This is a genomic window from Desulfosporosinus paludis, from assembly GCF_045689965.1.
In the GTDB taxonomy this organism is placed as follows: domain Bacteria; phylum Bacillota; class Desulfitobacteriia; order Desulfitobacteriales; family Desulfitobacteriaceae; genus Desulfosporosinus; species Desulfosporosinus paludis.
This window is the reverse complement of the sequence record NZ_CP144211.1, coordinates 3,971,955-3,991,818: the sequence shown is the minus strand read 5'-3', so window position 1 is coordinate 3,991,818 and position 19,864 is coordinate 3,971,955. Positions and strand designations below refer to the sequence as shown.

At 40.3% G+C, this 19,864-nt stretch carries 15 protein-coding genes and 2 pseudogenes; 4 read left to right on the top strand and 13 right to left on the bottom strand.

The window, feature by feature from the left end:
• Positions 1-42: 42 nt before the first annotated feature.
• Complete coding sequence (locus VZF35_RS19835; RefSeq protein WP_407307731.1) at positions 43-1,218, bottom strand: class I SAM-dependent methyltransferase; 1,176 nt, start codon at positions 1,216-1,218, stop codon at positions 43-45.
• A 66-nt stretch (positions 1,219-1,284) separates the two neighbouring features.
• Positions 1,285-1,740 (bottom strand): CBS domain-containing protein, encoded by a 456-nt coding sequence (locus VZF35_RS19830; RefSeq protein ID WP_407307729.1) that lies wholly within the window; start codon positions 1,738-1,740, stop codon positions 1,285-1,287.
• Positions 1,741-1,914: 174 nt separating this feature from the next.
• On the opposite strand from VZF35_RS19830, the gene VZF35_RS19825 reads away from it, so the two are divergent.
• On the top strand, positions 1,915-2,349 hold the full coding sequence (locus VZF35_RS19825) for a MarR family winged helix-turn-helix transcriptional regulator (RefSeq protein ID WP_407307727.1): 435 nt from the start codon (positions 1,915-1,917) through the stop codon (positions 2,347-2,349).
• A 204-nt stretch (positions 2,350-2,553) separates the two neighbouring features.
• On the opposite strand, the gene VZF35_RS19820 is transcribed toward VZF35_RS19825, so the two are convergent.
• The 7 genes and pseudogenes from VZF35_RS19820 to VZF35_RS19790 form a co-directional block, all read right to left on the bottom strand.
• Entirely contained in the window at positions 2,554-3,387 is an 834-nt protein-coding gene (locus VZF35_RS19820; protein WP_407307725.1) for a hypothetical protein, read from the bottom strand.
• 12 nt (positions 3,388-3,399) lie between these two features.
• Positions 3,400-4,668, bottom strand: a complete 1,269-nt coding sequence (locus tag VZF35_RS19815; protein WP_407307723.1) for a multiheme c-type cytochrome — start codon at positions 4,666-4,668, stop codon at positions 3,400-3,402.
• Positions 4,669-4,947: 279 nt separating this feature from the next.
• The gene (locus tag VZF35_RS19810) at positions 4,948-5,757 is read right to left on the bottom strand and encodes a CoA-transferase subunit beta (RefSeq protein ID WP_407307721.1); all 810 of its coding nucleotides are present in this window, start codon (positions 5,755-5,757) and stop codon (positions 4,948-4,950) included.
• A complete protein-coding gene (locus VZF35_RS19805) occupies positions 5,757-6,731 on the bottom strand; it encodes a CoA transferase subunit A (protein WP_407307719.1) in 975 nt (324 codons plus the stop codon). The genes VZF35_RS19810 and VZF35_RS19805 overlap by 1 nt, the downstream gene beginning before the upstream one ends.
• Before the next feature lie 65 nt (positions 6,732-6,796).
• Complete coding sequence (locus VZF35_RS19800) at positions 6,797-7,945, bottom strand: acyl-CoA dehydrogenase family protein (protein ID WP_407307717.1); 1,149 nt, start codon at positions 7,943-7,945, stop codon at positions 6,797-6,799.
• A 50-nt stretch (positions 7,946-7,995) separates the two neighbouring features.
• Positions 7,996-9,353: pseudogene (locus VZF35_RS19795) on the bottom strand (thiolase family protein).
• A gap of 437 nt (positions 9,354-9,790) precedes the next feature.
• Positions 9,791-11,881, bottom strand: a complete 2,091-nt coding sequence (locus tag VZF35_RS19790) for a sigma 54-interacting transcriptional regulator (protein ID WP_407307714.1) — start codon at positions 11,879-11,881, stop codon at positions 9,791-9,793.
• Between the two features lie 1,033 nt (positions 11,882-12,914).
• Here VZF35_RS19790 and VZF35_RS19785 point away from each other — a divergent pair.
• On the top strand, positions 12,915-13,388 hold the full coding sequence (locus VZF35_RS19785) for a NapC/NirT family cytochrome c (RefSeq protein WP_407307712.1): 474 nt from the start codon (positions 12,915-12,917) through the stop codon (positions 13,386-13,388).
• Between the two features lie 147 nt (positions 13,389-13,535).
• On the opposite strand, the gene VZF35_RS19780 is transcribed toward VZF35_RS19785, so the two are convergent.
• Positions 13,536-15,533: a methyl-accepting chemotaxis protein gene (locus tag VZF35_RS19780; protein WP_407307711.1), complete on the bottom strand. Its 1,998-nt coding sequence runs from the start codon at positions 15,531-15,533 to the stop codon at positions 13,536-13,538.
• A gap of 70 nt (positions 15,534-15,603) precedes the next feature.
• On the bottom strand, positions 15,604-16,698 hold the full coding sequence (locus VZF35_RS19775) for an HD-GYP domain-containing protein (RefSeq protein ID WP_407314744.1): 1,095 nt from the start codon (positions 16,696-16,698) through the stop codon (positions 15,604-15,606).
• Between the two features lie 410 nt (positions 16,699-17,108).
• On the opposite strand from VZF35_RS19775, the gene VZF35_RS19770 reads away from it, so the two are divergent.
• On the top strand, positions 17,109-17,357 hold the full coding sequence (locus VZF35_RS19770) for a hypothetical protein (RefSeq protein ID WP_407307709.1): 249 nt from the start codon (positions 17,109-17,111) through the stop codon (positions 17,355-17,357).
• Positions 17,358-17,448: 91 nt separating this feature from the next.
• On the opposite strand, the gene VZF35_RS19765 is transcribed toward VZF35_RS19770, so the two are convergent.
• Both VZF35_RS19765 and VZF35_RS19760 read right to left on the bottom strand, forming a co-directional pair.
• Positions 17,449-17,586, bottom strand: a complete 138-nt coding sequence (locus VZF35_RS19765; RefSeq protein WP_407307707.1) for a hypothetical protein — start codon at positions 17,584-17,586, stop codon at positions 17,449-17,451.
• A 954-nt stretch (positions 17,587-18,540) separates the two neighbouring features.
• Complete coding sequence (locus tag VZF35_RS19760) at positions 18,541-18,783, bottom strand: hypothetical protein (RefSeq protein WP_407307705.1); 243 nt, start codon at positions 18,781-18,783, stop codon at positions 18,541-18,543.
• A gap of 320 nt (positions 18,784-19,103) precedes the next feature.
• Between VZF35_RS19760 and VZF35_RS19755 the strand changes: the two are divergent.
• A pseudogene (locus VZF35_RS19755) lies at positions 19,104-19,812 on the top strand (NlpC/P60 family protein).
• The last annotated feature ends 52 nt before the right edge of the window (positions 19,813-19,864 follow it).

The window sequence follows — 19,864 nt, the reverse complement described above, 5'->3', positions numbered from 1 at the left end:
TTCAGCTAATATTTATGTCCAGTATAGGTGATAAAGTTATGCTTATAAATCCATATACGTCCGGGTTAGAGGCAAAGTATTATTGACACCTTTGGTAAATAAGAACTGATGAAGGTCGATATTCCCAGAATGAAAGGAAGCTGCACATGAGTTAAGATAAAGACGCCACATCCGGATGAAAGTTTCATCTTTCATCTTCCTGATTAACGGAAGGGCTTCTTCAAAATTCCGAGCCCAGTGTTCCAGCGTTCGAGTGTAGTGTTCACGCAAACTCTCTAAATCAAGGAAGTAGAATCCGTTAGTGGCTATTAGGGTGGCCAATTCTTGTACAGCCGGAATATAGCCGCCCGGGAAAATGTATTTGTTTATCCAGCTATTTGTCCCGGCTTCTTCGTATCCCGTTATACAATGTAAGAGCGATATACCGCCTTCATTCAGAAGGGATTTTACCGTTGAGAAATAACCATCAAGGTTTTCTTTTCCTACATGTTCAATCATCCCTACGCTCACCACTCGGTCAAACGTCTTGCCCTTTAATTCACGATAGTCTGCAAGCTGAACTTCTACCAAATCTTCTAATTCCTCATCTTTAATTCTTTCCATAGCTCTGGCATATTGTTCCGAACTTAGTGTGACGCCTAGAACTTTGACCTGAAAAGTTTTGGCTGCAGTAATGATAAGCTCTCCCCATCCACACCCGATATCGAGCAAAGTTTGTCCGGGTTGTAAATTCAGTTTGCGCAAAATATAGGCAACTTTATTTTTTTGAGCCTGAAATAAGCTATCTTCGGGAGTCTTAAAATAACCGCAGGAATAGGTCATAGTCTCATCTAACCACAATTTATAAAAATCGTTTCCTATATCATAATGAAATTGTACATCTTCTTTGCTTTTACGAAGGCTGTTTGAAAATACTTTATATAGTTTGTCCAACACAGTTTTTTGATGAAGGAAGCTTGATTGATTCTTATAAAGAGATTCGATGACTTGTTTAATGCTTCCCTCGATATCGATTTTCTTGAACATATATCCCTCACCGAAGGCCAGAGAAGGATCACTAATTATCTCAGATTTAGCAATAGGCTCGTTGAAATCAATCCTGAACTGTGGCGTTCCTTCTCCATACCTAATAACTTCCCCATCCCAGTACTTAACTTCACAGGGATCGGCAAACAAGCTTTTCATAAGGTTCCTGTAAAAAGTTTTATCAATATCCATTTCACACCTCCATACCGTTTCTTAAAGGTTGATGATCAATCATTGTCAGTTACAATCCACAGAAATTTACAGGATTGTTTTAAAAGAATAACGAATGACATCTCCACGGCTAATAATTCCAACCAATGTTCCGTCACGCACTACGGGTACTTTCTTAATGTTCTTTTTTCCCAAGATGGCAGCGATATTTTCTATGTCTTCATCCCAAGCAACGCTGATAACCTTTTTAATAGCGATATCCATAATATTTAAATCCAATAATCGTCGTGCCCTCTCCGCAAACCCCTCGTCATCCCCTTTTATCGCAGTGATAAAGAAAAAAGAATCAAAGACAAAATCATCATGTTTTCCTATATATCGCATAATGTCCCCATCGCTAACATAAGCGACAATTTCGTTTTTTTCATTTACTACAGGCAGGCCGCTAATACGATACTCTAAAAATTTTTCGACTACAGAGCGAACTGTATCGCTCTTTTTAACTTTATATACACGGTTAATCATAATTTCATAAGCCTGCATCAACATCCTCCTTTACTTTGTAACAAATTGTATCACGAAAGTATCTAGTTGTATTCTACAAGTACTTGTTGGTCTTGTCAAATTAACAAGAGTTTATGACATTGTGGCATTTCCAAAACAATCCGCTTTCTGTTAAAATAGGCCTTGGTATGGATAAAAAGCGAGGTAATGTACATGCAACATTCTTTGGATACTATTGAACTTGAATTGGCGATCCTTATTCGACGTGTCTCCTTAATCACAACCTGCTGTAAGTTCGGTAATCTGGATCGATCAGCATATCTCTTAATGCATCAAATAATTTCCCATGGATCTGCAGGAGTTAAAACACTGGCGAATGAATCCCATTTAGATATTTCCACGATAAGCAGGCAAGCAGCAACCCTGGAGCAAAAGGGGTATGTAAACAGGATTCCTGATCCGTTGGATGGAAGAGCATGCTCCTTTCAAATAACGGATTTGGGATTAAAAGAATATAACGCTCATAGACAAGCACGATTAGCAAAAATAGCCGATAATCTTGAAAATTGGTCTGAAGAAGAATGTACGATGTTTGGACAATTACTGCAAAAATACAATCTTTCGATCATTAATAAACGATATGGCTAGCCTAAGATGATGGCGATAATTGTAAACCGGAAATAAAGTTAAGAAAAACGCCAAAACAAATGACTGATATGCTCCCCTTAAAGCACCCTTAAAGCAGACAGATTTTTATTATTTAATCTGTCTGCTTTAAGGGTGCTTTAAGGGGAGCATAGCATATCAAGTTTGTCCTGACGCTTTTTTATTATCTTTCCACGTAAAATGTATTTAAGCAGAGTGAATTGATTCTAGATGATCATTTTCAGATAATCGTTGAGATTCTGGCAGTATGCTTATTCCGCCTAAGAGCGCAAGATTGCAGAAAAGGAGAGGACCCATGATAGGATTTCGGTAAAGAAACCTAGCCCAAACAATCGTCTGAGTTCCTGTAAGATTTCCTAATACATGAAATCCAAATCCTAACATACCTACAATCATATTCAGACCAAGAATAGAAATGAAACTATAGTTTTCTAGATGGGTAGCTTGACTATTGGCCATATAAAAACAGGACAAAGCAGCCAAAGTTCCTGAAAGGATAGGAATAAGTGTATAGATCGGCTTAAAGCCGAGGCGAGCATGGTCGAAATAAGCAGCTAAAACTGCACCTAAAAATGCTAGGCCGACTAGGATAAGCAATTTGGATCGTCGTGAAGATCCACGGTAATGTTCGCTGGCTAAAGCGTAACAAGAAATCCCAGCAAAGGCGATGGGTGCAGCTACGGGAGAACCGGTAATTAGGAGGTTATAATAACTTTCCCGGCTCGAAGTGGCATTTCCGGTCAGATGAAAGAACGTACCCATGACCCCGACAATGACTCCTATCCACATGACAGCTTGAAATACGCGTTTTATAACAGCATTCCTTGAAAAAATAAGCTGGCCAAGAATGGCTAAAACTGCCAGGGGACTGAAAATCAAGGGGATAAGTTCCCAACGGAAAAAACTATTTTGTGAGTGGGCAATCAAGACATCGATACCCGTCAGAAGAAAGTTCAAACCCATCATGCCCAGCAAAAGCGGAGACTTATAAGTAGCTAGTCGATATAGTCGCTCAATCATCTCGGACTCCTCCTAATGCTTCGCTTTCGTCAGCGCTTCGGCCTGAGTTTGTAGTTCCACAAGAGCTTTCTCCTGCTCATAAATACCATTCCAATTCACGTAATCCGCTCCGCCCATGACTGCCCCGAAACGCGCTCTGCGGCCTTCGTGATGCCAGAGTTCAAAGTACAGAAAGTCAATTGGAGTCCCAAAAGGCTTAGTCCCCAGCAACCCTGTATTGCGCAGATCTTGGACGATTGATTTTCCTTTCGCGACGTTTTGGTTCGTCAGAGCAATGTTTTTCTCCGCCTTGCTCGTCACATCATCAATAAACGATTGGACATGGCAATTTAGGCAGACCTTATTCATCGTTTGCTGATGAGCGTCTCCATTGACTCGCACTGAAGCAATCTCAGGTGTCAAGGTCCATTTAAGGCGTTGACCCACATCATGGGTTCCTTGAACACTGCCAAAAGCTGACATATGACAAGTTGCACACGTCGGGACTGGGAAATCTTTAACCGTCAAGGTTCCCGGAGGACCATCCATATTGAACTTCGACTGGTTCGCTTGATAATACGCTCCATGCGCAGACTCGTTATAAATCTCTGCTTGAGGGTGGTCCGGCCCTAAGTGACATTGGGCACATGTTTCCGGTTTACGCGCTTGCGCTACATCAAATGTATGACGCAGGTGACATTTTGTGCAATCCCCAAAACTTCCATCACTGTTCTTTTGACCAATAGCATGACAGACTTCGCAGGATTGTGCACTGGCATCTTGACCAATGAGGTTAAAGACAGGGTTGGGATTACCAGAATTGAGGGGATTTCCATTAGTATCAAGCAAATGATACTTAGCTAGTTCCGCAGATGTGAAATTTTTTGCTCCTTGGACTGCATACCATGATTTTGCAGAATGATTGCTGTCCTCAAACTGCTGAACTTCTTCTGCATGGCACTGGGCACAATTGTTAGGAGTTGGTTTGGCGATAAGGGCCACGTTATAATGTTCTTTAGTCAGGTTTTCTTGACCTTTTGCCGGTTTGTGACAGTCAAGACACTGCACTCCCCGACCAGAATGTTTGCTGTCATGATATTGCTGAATAATCCCCGGGTTTTCTTTTTGGTGGCACTCAACACAAGCCTTGTTTTCTCCTGTAGTCACAGCACTCAAGGTTGGCAAGCTCGTACTTAGTCCCTGGGGCCCAATGATAAACCGATAAACCATAAATAATAAGGCACACACTAGGATTGTCCCGATCCCCAACAGAGCGCTCATGCGCCGAGTTGTCTGTTGCATCTAAGGGAACCTCCTTTTCTAATATTTTGTTCCTAGTTCTTGTCAAGTTGCCCTCAGCTATGTACGATACTAAGAACATTCTTAATTCGATATAATATCATAACCTTCTATTTTGTTATGTGATTTCAATCACTTTATCTCTAAGTGACTCAGTATTATAGCAGCCCAGAAAATGTCGTGATTTGCGTTAAAAAAGGGCCGAATGCACTTAGCATCCGGTCCTTTGCCTGATTTATGCTGTCACATACCTATACCTACTTGGTTCTTACCACAACTACTCTATTTCATAATAATTCCTTCAGGATCAATGATTTTGTAGAGCAGATCTAACTCTTCATAGGTAGGAGTAAGAGTTTCTCCTTTACACCGAGAGATATTAAGATCGAAACTGCAGTTTTCACGGCAATCCTCAGCAGTAAAACCAGGATGAAACGTATCAAGATACATTTCCCCGTTTTCATCAAAACGATAAACGCCCATGTCAGAAATAACGGCAGCGGGTCCGCCATTGAACGCAGGGCCATAGACTTCCTTTTTGGGAACCCATTCTTTATCCGGCCAATGAGGAATCTTCCATCCAGGTGAAGTGATATAGCTGACTCTTTCTACAAAACGACGTTTTTGGCCCAGCTGGGGCATAATCAATACACTTCTCTTAGCTAAGGAATGAATATCGGTATTCCCACCACTGCCGGTAAGCCTTTTACCAGTGGGTCCGCCCATAAAGGTGCAGTTAACGTTCCCATAGAGATCTACTTCAGCTCCGCCTAGATAAGCCAGGTCGACTTTACCGGACTGTAGTTGTCCAAACACATCGGTCAGACCATCAGCAACCGCCGCCTGATAGCTGCAGCGAGCATCTGCAACCGAGGTCGGCAAGTCTATGGGTCTGCCGTCAATAGAACCCGATTCGTAAATACAGACAGCTGTTGGGGCTTGAGTATGCTGAGCCACCATGATAGCCAACATAGGTAAGCCAGTACCCGCAAAAACTATTTCCCCATCCTGAACTTCTCGAGCAGCTGCACATGCCAAAAGGTCAATGGGTTTAAATTCACCCGGTTTAGAATATCCTTTTTTGCCCTCCATTATCTTGACCCCCTTTTCAGAGTCGATGAATAGCCCAGCGAAGGGTTGGCTTTCAGAGCTTCCAAACGGTTAAAGCCTAACTTGTTAAGATATTCTTGGAAGTCTTTAACCCCGAAGATCCATTCATCAGCCCACTTATCAAACCCTTCCTGGGTACGTGTGGATTTAAAGAAGTTGGCAATAAAATCTCCGTCAGGTTCATGTACCCCATACAAACCGGTTGGGTGAGCACCCCAGGGTAATTCAACAATATAATCCACCAGGTAACCGGGTAACATATTGCGGGTCGGTTCTCTCCGCAAGTATTCTTCCGGAACGACCTGTTCTGCGATAATAATATTCTTTCCAGAAGACTTAATAGCTTCTTGATCGCTGAATTTCAAGCCATCGACTCTTACGGTCCCCTCAGTACCCACCATTTGGACATGAGTGATACACCAGTCCGGATTAGCGGCTGGGATCAGAATAATCTCAGAATCTGTGAACGGCTCTCGATAGGTAATGTATTTATGTTTACCAATATGTCGGTTAGATCCATCTCTTAGCCCGGCTTTCCCAAGGTTATCATTCTCAGGGTTCAGAATGTCGCTTCCCATTGCCGAATAAGTGGGCAAAAAAGGTAGGCCTTTGGAGCCGGCGGTCAATCTGTTTAAGGCATGAATATGGGCCCAGTCTTCATACAGAATTTCACCGTTTTCAATTTTACGGGCCAGGTTACTGCCGAACTTTCCATAGAGTTCGTGTCCACACCAGCTCGATTCCCAAATTCCAACGCAACCAGCTCCCACAAGCATGTCATCGTGGGTACCACCATTAACTTCAACCAGATGAAGATTTCGTTTTTTCTGACGAATCAATTCGTAAATAGCGGCCATGGGACGACGCCAAACAGTAAAACCTCCGAATGTTAACATATCCCCATCATGGATCTGTCCGACCGCTTCAGAGAGACTAACAATTTTAGGCCTTGCCATTATGCAACCCCCTTCAAAATATCTTATTTTGAGCTGGATTTTACCCAGTTCGTGGTTCATTTGAACTAAAAACGACCGATGACTTCGCGACCGATAATCATGCGCTGAATCTGATTTGACCCTTCATAAATTTGGGTAATCTTTGCATCTCTCATCATACGTTCAACAGGGAATTCCGAACAGTAACCATATCCGCCCATTAACTGAACGCAGTTAGTGGTGACCTCCATAGCAGTGTCAGTGGCAAAGAACTTAGCCATTGATGCCTCTTTGTTATGCGGTATATGATTGTCTTTGAGCCATGCAGCCTTGTAAATCAGCATCTGAGCAGCCTCTATTTTAGTAGCCATTTCTGCAATCATGAATTGAACTCCTTGATTGGCTGCCAGAGGTTTATCAAATTGTTTTCTTTCCTTAATGTAATTGATCGTATATTCCAAGGCTCCCTCAGCAATCCCCAAACCCTGAGCGCCAATCGTGATACGACCACCGGCTAACAGACCCATAGCGACCGCAAAACCATTGTTGATTTCCCCTAAGACATTTTCTTTAGGAACTTTCACATTTTCAAAGTAAAGTTCACATGTTGGGTCGGCATGCATACCCATTTTCTCAACCGGTTTACTGATAGTAAACCCAGGGGTGTCTTTTTCTATGATTAGGCAGGTAATCCCTTTACCTTTAGGTTGACTTGGGTCCGTCTTCACAAAGGTGCAATAAGTCGTAGCATGTCCACCATTGGTTATGAAAATTTTGCTGCCGTTGACTAGGAAATGATCCCCTTTATCTTCAGCCCTACATTTTAAAGCTGCGGCGTCTGATCCGGCGTTAGGCTCAGTCAGTGCATAGGCACCAATAATCTCACCGATGGCCAGCCTCTTCAGATATTTTTCTTTTAATCTCTGACTACCATAAAGGTAAATACTCATACAGCCCAGACCAGTGTGTACACTGGTAACAACCGCAGTCGAGGCGCAGGCCTTAGCTAACTCTTCAACGATAATAGCAAAGTCCAGATAAGTTCCACCGCCTCCGCCCCATTCTTCTGGAATAGGAAAACCCGTTAAACCCAGTTCTCTCATCTTTCTCCAATTTTCCACAGGAAACTCATGGCTTTTGTCAAGTTTTTCCGCTATAGGTGCAACTTGACTTTTGGCAAATTTCCTCACCATGTCTCTGACCATAAGAGTTTCATCACTTAGTTGGAATTCCATATTACTCCACTCCAATCCGTTTACTATTTATATCAGATTGTCTTCAAAACCTAGTCAGCGTCGACTCGAATAAGCATAGCATCGCCCTGAGCATGACCAGCACAGATTCCACAAACTCCATATCCACCGCCACGACGTTTCAATTCGTAAGCCAAAGTCATCACGATTCTTGCTCCCGTTGCACCGATGGGGTGACCATAAGCAATTGCTCCTCCGTTAACATTGACCTTTTCAAACATTTGCTCTTTAGTCATCCCTAGAATACTTCGGGCACTGACAAGGGCGACCGCTGCGAAGGCTTCGTTAATTTCAATGAGTTTAACATCATCGAGTGTCATATTGTTTTGATCCAATACCTTCTTAATGGAAAGGCCGGGAACTGTAGCAATATCTTTCGTGGGTTGAGATACTTCGGCATAATCTATAATCGTGAACAGTGGTTTTAAGCCCAGTTCATCAGCTTTAGCGCGACTCATGAGCAAACAGACATCTCCGCCATCGTTAGTACCTGGTGCGTTTCCCGCAGTCACACTGCCAAGCTTTCCAGTGACAGCACTTGTGTGATTAAACACCGGGCCAAGTTTGGCCAAACCTTCTAGGGTAGAATTTGCTCGAGGTCCTTCATCCTTTTCCATAATTTCTTTACCCTTTTTAATAGCAATTGGGAAAAGTTCACCGTCAAGTTTTCCGGCTGCCACAGCAGCTGAGGCCGCCAACTGAGAATGTAGTGCCCATTCATCCTGCTCTTCGCGGCTATAACCAAATTCATCGGCCACTTCAGAACCGTGAATGGCCATATGACGGTCGTAGATAGAATCCCAGAGTCCATCTTTTACCATCAGGTCTTCACAGTCCGCATTCAGGAAACCCATCTTTTTCCCCGTCTCATATCGGGAAGTGCAAAAGGAATGTTGCTCATACTCTCCTGTCCACCGGCAATAACAATTTCCGCTCTTCCAAGGGCAATCATTTGTACCCCCAAATCAATGGTTTTAACCCCAGAGGAGCAAACTTTGTTAACCGTGATGGAAGGTACATGTTCAGGAAGTCCTGCCAGTAGAGTAGCCTGACGACTTGGAACTTGACCGCTGCCTGCTTGAACCACATGGCCCATAATGACATAATCAATATCGCTGGGAGCGACTTTACCTTCGGTTCGGCGTATAACTTCTTTAATAGCTAAAGCTCCCAATTGAGCGGCATCAAACTCCACTAAAGCACCAAGTGATTTACCATAAGGAGTTCTGCATGCTTCCACACATACTACTTCACGGTGTTTAGCATAGACATTACTGATTTTCCTGCCCATGGTCGAATAGTCGGGCTTTCTTTCCCCATAAGCGCTTATTTTAGCATTCTTGTAATAACTTTTTCTTGTAATTTCAAGTGTTTGAACTATCTTAGACATATTATTTCCTCCTCAAGTGGTATTCACGATACCAGCGTTTTAAAGCGATAATATCTCCCCCACTTTCAGTTTCTAGAAGACGAAACCAATTTATAGTGCTGGAAATTAAATTGAACGAAGTCTACTCCTTCATCCTCCTTCCTATGTCCAAATGTATTCCTCATAGTTATTTATTCTGAATCCTAGAAATTATTAAGCAATTAACATGCCAATAAGGAGTTTACAACAAAATCAATAATGTTAAGGGAAGCTTAACGGTCCTTGACATACTAGTTTGATTATTCTTACCAATAGATCGGTAACCAAACCAGATGTTCAATATCACAGAAACAAACCTTAATATAAAAAAACGTCCCGAAATCAGACACATTCGTTCATAGTGTGTCCGATTCCAGGACGTTTTTGGGGATCAAATCATTAACATGAGAAAACTAAACTCAATCTTTCAAATCATATTTATTTAGTTTTTCATAAAGTCTTGATCTACTAAGGTTGAGAAGTTTTGCGGCTTTTGTTTTGTTGCCCCCGGTTTTTTCAAGAGCCACCACAATCATGTTCCGTTCTATTCGACCAATTTTGTCTTGGTGACGAATCGTTCCGGTCACTATCTGGCTTCTAGAAGAGTTGTTGCTAAGTATTTGATTCGGCAAGTGAGTTAATTGGATCAAACCACTTCGTGTATAGTTTACAGCCCTCTCGATAACATTCTCCAATTCGCGTATATTTCCTGGCCAAGAGTAGTTAAGCAAAATCCTCATGACGTTATCGGCAATGCCCATGACATTGGCGTTAAGAATATGGTTAAACTTTGTTATAAAAAAATGAGTTAAAGGTTCTATATCCTCAGCACGTTCCCGCAAGGGCGGCAAATGTAAATTAATGACATTTAGGCGATAATAGAGATCAGCTCTGAACTCTCCTTCAGAAATAGCTTTATTAAGGTTTTTATTAGTAGCCGCTAAAATACGAACATTTATCTTAATGCTTTTTGTACCCCCTAATCGTTCGAATTCACGATCTTGCAACACCCTTAATAACTTAGACTGCAAAGCTAGGGGCATGTCTCCGATTTCATCCAAAAAGAGCGTTCCGCCATCGGCCATTTCTATCCGACCCGGTTTACCGGCCTTGGCCGCACCAGTAAACGCGCCTCCGACGTAACCAAACATTTCTGCTTCCATCAAGTTTTCCGGAATGGCGGCACAGTTTACTTTAATAAATGGTCCTTTACATCTGTCACTACAGAGGTGAACAGCATGGGCCACTCCTTCTTTTCCTGTGCCGCTTTCTCCGGTGATTAGCACGGTAGAACTGCTTAAAGCAACAATTGTTATCTCTTCTTTTAGCTTCTTCATTTCAGTACTTTCAGCAACGATACTTTTCAACACATCTTGAGCAGTCTTGCTTTTCTGTAGTTCCTCCTGAAAAAACGTCACTTTATTTTCTAGAAATCGTAATTTTTCAGCCAGCTCCCGGACTTCAGCAAGTTGGGGAAATACTGCTTTTCCAACTGCGCCAACAACATCTCCTTCTCTTATGATGGGCAATCGCGAGACAATTAAGGGCTTGCCCTGTATTGTCAGGACATCGCTCGTTTCTGAAACACCAGTACTAGCCACTATGTGTAACCTGCTCGTCTCCATAACGTCAGTAATATGTTTCCCAATAACTTCTTCGGGACGCAGCGTTAAAAAGTCCGCCATAGCTTGGTTGACCAGAGTGGTCTTCCCTCTTTCATCCACCGCAATGATCCCGTCATGGATAATATTGAGAACTGTATCGAAAGTCTTGTTTAAGGCTTTAACGGTTTCCAATTCTTTAGCGGCTTGCTCTAAATCCGTAAGGTCTTGAAAAATGACAATTCCTCCGGCGATATTCCCTTCGATGATCAAGGGAGTAATATTTACAACCATAGTAATGTGTCTATGTCTGTACTTTAACCCTATTTTAACTTCGCCGTGAATTAATGCTGAGTTTAGGTCCAAATTTGGCAACAGCTCTTTGAAGGGCTGGCCAAGCGAAGTATTAGCTTTTAGGCCAAGTATGCGGCTTGCTCCTATATTAACGTGAGTTACCCGTCCTTGACCATCTACGGCAATTACGCCATTGTGCATAGAATCTAAAATAGCTTTCAACTGCACGTTCAGTAATTCGGAATGCCTAAATAAGGTCATAACCATATTCGCTTTGCATAAAAGACCGAGAACTTTCCCCTCCTTATTTACAACGGGAACTGAGCCGACCGAGCTAACTTTCACAAAATCGGCTAACTGATCGTCTGAGACATCATCGGAAATACTGATCACTTCTTTTATTAGGTAAGGGTCAATGATGTCTTTATTGGTTGCACCGTCTAAAATTGCCCGATAAAGGCTGCTTCTACTAAATACACTCAATAGTCCGCCATTCCTATCTAAGACCGGGATAATGGCAATCTTTAGATCCATGAAAATGTTTACAGCCTTGGCAAGCGTATCTCCAAGATTTAAATATGAAATTCGGGTATTGGTACCTTCTTGAAGAAGCATACTTATTCCCACCTTTAATTTGATTGATTGTGACCACTAATTTTTGATAAGTAATTGATAAGTAATTATAGTTTCAGGAATTTAATTTATATTCAACATTACAGAGATAAATGATGTTTATCTTATTTTCTTACTATTCTGCGTTATTTGTATATTTCCTGCTTAAGCAGCTGTTCCAGTTAAATGTTACACAATATACTAAATTTACATATCATTCCATTTTAGTTCTCGAATTCTTGATCTATTTTGCAATATACTCATCTCAGAATGTTACTAAATTCAATTGAACAAATTGCCTACTAACATGAACAAACACCAGTTGTTATGAACTAGTTCATAATTAACTGGTGTTTTATACTTAAATTATCACATTACTTAAAAAAAGAGACGATTCGTGTATCCGTCATAACCCGCACCAGCGTATCCTGCTGTGCCGGGATTACCTTGGTCAACCACGACGTTGCTTGTTACTGGTTGATAGATATGCTGAGGAACATTGACAATATGTTGGACGATTTACATTAACAACAGGGTGAATAACAGGTACTACCCGTGGAGTGTAATAATCACGTACACAATATTGTGGTGGACAAACGATTGGGCATCCGCATCCATACATTAGAAAATCACCTTCCTATTTTTTGCCATTAAGAAACAATAATCGATTAGAAGATAACGGCCAATGCAATAGTAATATTGCATTTAGCGGCGTTAGACTCCGCCTAAAGGAGAGAGACGGCAGGATGTCCCAATTAATCTACTGTAATCCATCCGTATAATCTCACGTCCCCCTTTATTAAGGGATACTTCAATATATGCTCGAGAAAGAATGCTTGAACCTTTTTCCAATTGTTTATTCATATTTCTAGCAGGACCTATTTAAATACCTTAAGAAGGTTAGAAAGTGGTATGAACAACAAAATGTTCCAGTTTTAATAAAATCGTTTTAGTAAATATTACTTGGGTAAGACCTGATGTTTATTCAAGATCTATTGATCCGAGTTATTTAATTTATTATAAGGAAGTAATGATAATGAAACTTTATCAGAAGGGTCTAATCACTTTCGGACTAATCTTTATAGTTTTATATAGTTCTTTTCGGTTCGCCTATGCCTGGTTTACAGACCCATCAGGGTGCAATAAGTGCCATGAGGCAGAGCCATATGCCGCTGCCTGGAAAAATTCAGCGCATAAAACTATTGATTGCCGGGATTGTCATGAAACAAGGGGCCCGTTTCATAGGCTTGATACAACAATACGTGGTTTACGAGATGTAGGTATTCATATCAAAGGAGATTATACTTTTCTCCTAAAATCTGTGTACTATGACTCTAATTGCATTAATTGTCATTTAGGTGTTTTTAAGCCTGAAACTAAAGCGCCCCTTATGCCTAATAACCATGCCAAAAAAATTATAAACGGTGAAGGGTGTAATGACTGTCACAGAGATACTGGTCATAAAAATGGTCTTGGCGTTGATGCAGAATTTGAAGCTTTATCTTCATAAATAATTAACAGTGCATATCATTTTCATCTTTTTCACACTTTTTATTATGGTCATGATCTTTAGTATGATGGACCACTTAAACTTTGCCATTTTGGAACAAAGCTAATAAGATTGGAATGCCTATTAAAGATATCAGCTTTTATAATGTCATACTTTGAACTTTAAAACCATCTTGATAAGATTATCAGAGCTTTTCTTGGATAAACCCGCCTGCTTCATTACCTCATTCGATTTTTCTACCATCATCATGCTTTTCTGAGCAATGTTCGTTGTGCCTTCAGCGCCTTCAGTTGAAGCAGAAGCAATTTCTTCAATTACTCTCGTTATCTCTTGTATGGAAGCAGTAAGTTCCTCTGCAGTTGCACTGAAATCAGTCACGAGGTGATCTACAAACTCAGCATCCTCATTATATTGTTCACTGGTATTCACCATGGAGTCGTAATCGTTAAGAACTTGTCCATCTATAAACTCTAAAACAATCGAAGAACTCTCGGCAAGATTTTTCACGGATGTAACCACTAGCTTTGTTACTTCTTGTATCTCTTTGATAGTATTTCTAGAGTTTTCAGCTAATTTCCTTATTTCATCAGCTACCACCGCAAAGCCTCTTCCTGCTTCTCCAGCCCTTGCCGCCTCAATAGCTGCGTTTAATGCCAAAAGATTAGTTTGTGAAACAATTTGCAATATCGTATTTGAAAGCACATCGATCTTCTCTACTGCTTTCGATTCTTCGATTGCCTTGATCGTTCTATCCTGAGCAGTTAGGTAGATAGTTCTTGCACTGCTTTTAGAGGAAACAGCCTTTTGCTTAAGTATACTTGCTCTTTTGCTTATTTCTCCTGCAGATGCAGCACCCTGCTGGGCTTCTAAGGCGATTGAAGTAACGGCCCTCTCAATTTCTGTTGCCGTTGCACTCATTTCTTCACTTGATGCAGCAGTTTCTTCCATCCCTGCTGAGAGTTGCTCTGTGGTTGTCGACACCTCTTCAATTTGTTGGGTTAACACTACGATAGCTTGTCCAGTGGCTTCTACCGATTTTTCCACATTTCGAGATTCGTTGATAACTCCAATGACAACTTCTTTAACTGCTTGTTGCATCGTCTCAATAGCCTTGGCAAGTACCCCTATTTCATCGTTCCTCACTATAAGTTCTTTAGGGGAGCTTTGAGTGAAATCCCCTGTTGAAATGAACTTCAGATGTTTAGATGCCAACATAATGGGATTAGAAATTAACCTGGATACAAAATATCCTGCTCCTAAGCTTAATAATAAAATGATTGCTGATAAAATAAGAACTGACTTACCCATGGTTTGTATTCCAGACATAACTTCATCCTTAGGAGCAGCCACTGCCAACGACCAATTTGTTCCTTCCACAGGTGCATATCCAAGATATTTAACTACCCCATTATACTCATACTCACCCACGCCAGTCTTTCCTTCAGTCATCTGTTTTTCCAGGGAAACTAACGGCTCGAGCTTGGAATCGTTCTTAACATTTTCAAAATCATTATCCCTATTAATGACAAGTTCCTGATTACTATGAGCGATCTTCGTACCCTTCTCATCGATCATAAACGCTTTGCCTGACATGCCATAGGTGATATCATTTGTAATTTTGCTTAAATCATCGCCATTCTTCAGCGCTGCCAGAACTCCAACGATTGCACCTCGATAGTTTATTGGTACTGCATAGACAATAACTAAAGATCCGTCATCTTTGCTAATTAGCGGTTCCGATATCGCTCTATTACCTGTAAGGGCCTTTTGAAAATAGTCCCTATCTTTAACATTAATTTCATTTCCTGTAGTCATTCTTGCCGTCCCATCGAGTCCGGCGATCAACATAGAAGAATACCCATTTCGTTTGGCTTCATCTTGGAGAATTATAGTTTTGTCCTCCCAAGAGTTGTTACTATCTTTTATCCGATCTTGATTCGCAATAGTTTCAAGAGTCTCTAATAAAGCGTTCATCCTTTCGGACACGATTTTAGCGCCTTGACCTGCTACTTGTGGAAGTGTCTGATTAGTTTGTGATGTCATAGCCTTGGCTGCAGTTATATAAGACGCTAAGCCCAAGGCGCAACACGCAAAAAACAAAAGAATTCCTATATATACAATCATTTTTATCTTTATGCTTTTCATAACGTACTCCTACCTAAACTAATAAAATAATAGCGAGATCATTTAAATCTTAGCCTAATTTATTCTTGGCCTAACAAGCCTCTTCTTTAAATTCTACACGCTCAATGAACCGGGTTAAATTTTGCAGTAAATCTAGATAGACTTCCTCATTGTAAAATCTACCATCGCTATCAAATAATAAACGGATTAAAGGGCGCGTTGGAAATTGCCTAGTTACAGCAACGACCACCCCTATTTCTCCCGTATTCAGAGTAACCATTGAATTTTCAGGATATAAAATGAGTGATTCCCTAAAGGCCTGAACAACGCGTGGATTAAAGTCCCTTCCTGACCAAGCAAGAATCATTTCTAAAGCTTGATATGGCGGCATCCCTTGTCGATATGGCCTGTCAGCAGTTAAAGCCTCGTAGACATCAGTAACTGCTACAATTTGAGCAGCAAGATGAATGTTGTTTCCTGCTAATCCATGAGGATAACCCTTGATATTCCAACGTTCATGATGTTCTTTGACCGACGCAATAACACTAGGTAATAAACGAATATTATTTAGCATCTCCACTCCTAATTGAGGGTGCTGTTTAATAATGTTGTACTCTTCATTGGTCAAATTATCTGGTTTGTTTAGAATTTCCTTCGGGATCCGTAATTTTCCCAAATCATGCAACAACGCTCCCAGGGTCAAATCTTTTAGTTTCCGATCTTTATATCCAAGATTCATACCCGTCACTGCTGTTAGTAATGCGACATTAATGCTATGTACAAACGTTCCATGATCATAGTGTTTGAACTTGCCAAGATCAAATTCCGTAAATTCAAAATGAATGGTTTGAGATTTAAGTTCTTTTAAAATAGTCTCCACCAACAAAACAGTTTTTTCTAGATGCTCTGGCTGGATCAATCTGGCATCATGGTAAATACTCCATAAGGAGCCCACCAATTTTGTGTAAACATCCTTTGGGAAAGTCTTTCTTTCTTTAGACATACGACTTGTATCCTTTTGGTGATTCCAGATAAAAACCTCACGTTTCTCCAGAAGTTCCCTTATGGCTGCAGTCATCGGTTGCCCTTTACTCAATAATAAGACTCCAAATCTATCAAAAAGATCTGCGCTAGCTGTCATAGTCAGCGTTGTGTTTAATTGGACCTGTTCCAAGAACCATTTCATAGACAACCCAACCCCCTCCTTCTTGGTTCAAAGTTTAATTCAAAAAGCATCTTTCCTTTCCTAAATATTTTTGAAGATTGAGGCTAGAAATCAAGAGTAAATCAGTCAATTATTATTAATCTAATTTTATAATTAATACAATTATAAATCAATAATTATATTTCTCCTTTTTTCGACATATAGTGCTATTTTATTTACTATTAATTTTAATCGGTTCTTTGTACAAATTGCATGCAAGCGAAAAGTCTGGAGATTTCCAGACTTTTTGTATTACTAAACTATGTCTTGGCGTTATTTTATTCACTGTTTATAATTTCCTGGACTATTCAGGAATTAATAAAGTTAGTCCACAATCTTATAATTCTATGCATATGATAGACAAGATAATAATCCTTTAGAGGTGGGGTAATATGTTAGACATTGGCATGCTCATAGTGCTCGTTTATAGTATCATTGAAACGCTCGAAAAATTCGGAATAAACCGGAAATTTGCACATCTACTCGCAATTCCTCTTGGATTAATTTGCAGTTTTATATTTTTGCAAGGTTCCTTGAGGGAACTCATTATTCAAGGATTACTGATAGGGCTTGGCTCTATTGGAACATGTAATACATCTTGCGATATTGTTGATTGGATAAAGACCAAGAAAATAAAATAACAGAATACAAATACGACTCGCTGGGCCGATCTTGTATTTCCTTATTATAAAAATTTCAGAAGCGAATACTCAACTTCTTGAGTATTCGCTTCTAGTATCTTGTTTTTGACATTATCACAGGTTTTAATTTTAACGTTGATTCATGCTCATCCTCTCCTCCAACATGTAAAGACTCCAACCCAACATCAGCCAAAATGGAGTCGATGATACTTTTTTCCTGACCTGTCATAGTTCTTTATGCCTCCTTCTTTGTATCTATTCTTATTGTGTAACATCTCTCGGTTTGAAGATTATAACATTACTATATGGATTCCATTCGTGAAAGATGTTAGGTCAACGTAAATTTTATAAAATAATGTAAAACGATGGGGACAATTTGTTATAAGCTGTCCTGCCTCTAAAAAAACATTTCAACTTTAACATTAAGTCGGATCGTAAAACCTCGCCGGCATACCAAGAAAAATCTCGGCATACATGCCGAGATTTTTAACAACTATGTATCAAAAAACTATAAAATTATTGACTAACGTTCACCTATCTCTGTACCTTACTTACTCGATTTAATAAGGTTCTAATTTAGAATTTATCAAGATATTTATAACGGGCATAGGGAATTCGATATGAACATATACACCTATGAAGGTACGTTTGCGTTAGCTCATGAGGAGGAGTGATTAATGCCTAATCATTGGGGACACCAGTCAGGATTTAGAATGCCGCCGTTACTTATTGTCGTAGTTATTGTAGGCATTATTGGCTTTATACTTTTTCCTAATATGTTTACAAATTTTTACTCTCATGCAAATTCAGCTTCGAGTTTAGCAAATTCAGATAACATTAACCTACCTAATACCTCTGATCCAAATACCACAAATTCATCCGGAGATTCTAACCAAATTCTGCCTAACGTTGATAACAGCTTGACTATAGGTAACGGAAATAATGAAATATCCTCTGGATACTGGATCCTTTTTGTCAATAATAGTACAATTCAACAATTACCCATTAATGCTCAAGATTATGCTTTCGTCCAAGGTTTAGTCAATAGCGATAGAAACGGAACTCCAGCAAACCAAATATTCTTAATTGAGAATGGTCAAATTCAGAAATACCTTATCAGTAATGAAGTAAATTCGGTTATTTCGAACTTGGCGGCGATTTATAAAAGGACCTCAGCAACGAGTCAAACACCTACGCCTACATCTCCTAACACCACAGCTCCTGATAGTACCACTCCTAATTCTACTACTCCTAATTCTACTACTCCTAATTCCACTACTCCTAATTCCACTACTCCTAATTCTACTACTCCTAATTCCACTACTCCTAATTCCACTACTCCTAATTCTACTACTCCTAATTCCACTACTCCTAATTCCAGTACTCCTAATTCCACTACTTCTAATTCCACTACTTCTAATTCCACTACTTCTAATTCTACTACTCCTGCAAGCCCTTAAGCTCTTAACTTATAAACCTAATAGCTCTTAGAATTCTGGCACCCCGAATTACCGACAGTACTAAACGAAAATGATAGAGCTAGTGAACATCCCTCTGAATTGAATTGGAAATTATTGTTAATAAATCTTACTTACAATAATTTTGTGGTAATTTCTTGAAGATCAACCAACAACCTATACTATGACAATAAGTTTTCAGATGTTAAGATTGATGCATGTCTTGTCCAGTTTTATGATAAAACTGAATTCTGAGAAAGTGAAAAACTTTATTAGAAAGGAAAACAAGATGCGAAAAACCATAATTTTGAAAAAGTGGACCGAACTAAAAATACTTTTCTTTGGTACATTAGCTCTCTCAGGCATCATTGCTTTCGCTCCATTAGCTCAGGCTGCACCTACAATGAAGTCGGGCTCCAGCGGCGATGATGTCGTGACGTTACAAAGGGAGTTAGTCAATTTAGGATACTCTTTTGGCCCGATTGACGGAATCTATGGGTCTAAAACAATAGCGGCGGTGGAAGCTTTTCAACAAAATGATCATCTCCAAGTTGACGGAATTGCTGGTCCTTTGACCCAAAGGGCTTTAGAGAAAGGTCAAACTCTTTTGCCAACGAGCACTAACTCCAGTAAGATCAGCGGGATAATGTCTAAAGCTAACAGTCTAATAGGATCACCATATCTTTGGGGCGGACAACCCCGTCTGGTTTCGACTGTTCTGGTTTTACCCAATACGTTTTTGCATCCCAAGGGATTACACTTCCCCGCACCAGCCAAGATCAAGCTAAATCAGGCACTGCGGTGTCCTACAATAACCTGAAGCCGGGTGATTTAGTTTTTTCTCAATCGCCGGAAACGGTACCATCGACCATGTAGGTATTTACCTCGGTAACTCGCAGTTTATCAGTGCCACAACCAGCAAAGGGGTCGCGATTTATTCCTTATCATCTTCCTACTGGTTAAATGCCTACATTAGTGCTCAACGAGTCCTTAATTAAGAACTTGCAGACCAAAGAGTACGATTTTTTTGTGATAAAAGGCAGGCTGCCT